The sequence below is a fragment of the Nitrosomonas halophila genome, assembly GCF_900107165.1.
GTDB classification, from domain to species: domain Bacteria; phylum Pseudomonadota; class Gammaproteobacteria; order Burkholderiales; family Nitrosomonadaceae; genus Nitrosomonas; species Nitrosomonas halophila.
Genome location: NZ_FNOY01000137.1, coordinates 1 through 1727, shown reverse-complemented (window position 1 = coordinate 1727; position 1727 = coordinate 1). Strand labels below are relative to the sequence as shown.

The following is a 1727-nucleotide window of genomic DNA, read 5'->3' as shown; positions in this document are numbered from 1 at the left end:
GACTTAAAAAAACGCTACTGGGGGCGCCATTTTTGGGCGCGAGGATACTTTTGTGTAACATCAGGAGAACTGACAGAAGAAATGATTCAAAACTATTTGGAGCATCATTTTGAACCTAAAGGTGATGATAATTTCAGAACCGAAAGCTAAACGGGTCTTAAGACCCGTATCCTGACTTTAGTCATTGTCACTAACCCACCAGCTTTAGCTGGTGGTTGTTTAGTGGTTGCCGATTTGTAACAGATCAAGGCAGCCAAAATATTCCAGTGCCAGAGCACGCCAGTAGCCAATTTACACCGCTTTTGGAGCAGAAACAGCGGCATTATTGTGGTGTGGGGACGTGAAAATCATCGCTGCCGTTCTGGGATCCGGCGTAATCACTAAAATTCTTGACCATCTCAGCTTGCCTTGCCGGGCACCACTACGTTCTCCTGCATAGAATTCACACCCGACGCGTCCCTGATCGAGTTTGCCAGATCTCACTGGTCATGCCGACTTCCTTTCCCTATGAGAAAAGACAATTTATTGCCACATGACGTTTCGGCCTGCCTTTGCAGCAGCGGTCAGTAGTTCAATGAGCGGCAGTGCTCGATTAGCCATGCTCACCACGGGCTCATTGGCATCCTCACTCTCGGCGGATGATGAGGTTTCTTTCAGTGATCCCAAAGCGGCTGTTAATCGATTCAGCGCTTCAGGGACATCTGCCGCCAGAATTGCGCCTGGCACGGATGCGCTGTGCCCCATCATTTTCAACATCGCAAGTGCATCATCTCCAAACATAGTGATGTCCGCATAGGCATCGGTTGTAAATGTCACAAGCATATATTTCTCCCTGAGTGGGTACGATGCAATTTTGCGGATATAGCCATTTGCATCCTCATCTCACCAAAAAATGTACAAGCATTGCCCGTTCTGCGCATTGAAGCCCAGAACGGGCTTGCCCATCTCATTACTTCGGCTCTGTGGGTCTGCCTCTTCAAGCGCCTATTTATCGTGCTATATTCTGCCCATCAGCAACAGAATGAGCACGATCAGCAACACTACCCCGAGAACGCCAGCGGGGCGATAACCCCACCCTCTGCTGTAGGGCCACGTTGGAATCACGCCAAGCAATATCAGAATCAAGATTATCAGCAGTATCGTTCCTAGCGTCATTTTATTTCTCCTTCCAAAAAATTAACCATTACACAATTTCCGAGAGAATTCCTGCCATGCACCGATACCTCCCCTCAGCATACTAAGATCAGATTTCCAGAATCTCTGATCCATTGATTACAAAATACATCGAGTCCTCTATCATTTCTGTGCGCTAGCACACACACTTAATTTCAAGTACTATGCAAAGAGGGTAACAAAGTCAGGCGATTGTGATCATGCAGTAGGCGTGTTAGGAGCCGTGAAGGAATAAGTGTTACAGTTATTTATGAGCGACTCCTTAGAAGCTGTTTGGAAATGCTGAACTTGAGTGAACGTGCCCTAGGAGGCTGTCCGAGAATAGACTGATCTACTGCGGACGAACCTGCCAGGCTGGATTTTCCGATCCTTTTCGTTGAATAGAACCACTATTCGCCTCAAATGATCGAAAAATCCCGCTCAGCCAGCTTCGCCCTCGCTACGATCGCTATTCTCGGACAGCCTCCTAGGGTCTGTTGACGTTTTAAGATAAGTATTTAATAGATAGAAACAAACTCGTAATATTGGGGTTCCTATACCACCAACAAAACGAG

At 47.1% G+C, this 1727-nt stretch carries 3 protein-coding genes; 1 reads left to right on the top strand and 2 read right to left on the bottom strand.

Going from position 1 to position 1727, the window contains the following annotated elements:
* A partial coding sequence (locus BLV85_RS14655; protein ID WP_176973882.1) for a transposase occupies window positions 1-150 on the top strand: 150 nt, incomplete at its 5' end.
* A gap of 372 nt (window positions 151-522) precedes the next feature.
* On the opposite strand, the gene BLV85_RS14650 is transcribed toward BLV85_RS14655, so the two are convergent.
* Both BLV85_RS14650 and BLV85_RS14645 read right to left on the bottom strand, forming a co-directional pair.
* The gene (locus tag BLV85_RS14650) at window positions 523-822 is read right to left on the bottom strand and encodes a DUF1840 domain-containing protein (RefSeq protein WP_090415950.1); all 300 of its coding nucleotides are present in this window, start codon (window positions 820-822) and stop codon (window positions 523-525) included.
* 174 nt (window positions 823-996) lie between these two features.
* Window positions 997-1155: a DUF3309 family protein gene (locus tag BLV85_RS14645; protein ID WP_090415949.1), complete on the bottom strand. Its 159-nt coding sequence runs from the start codon at window positions 1153-1155 to the stop codon at window positions 997-999.
* Window positions 1156-1727: the final 572 nt, after the last annotated feature.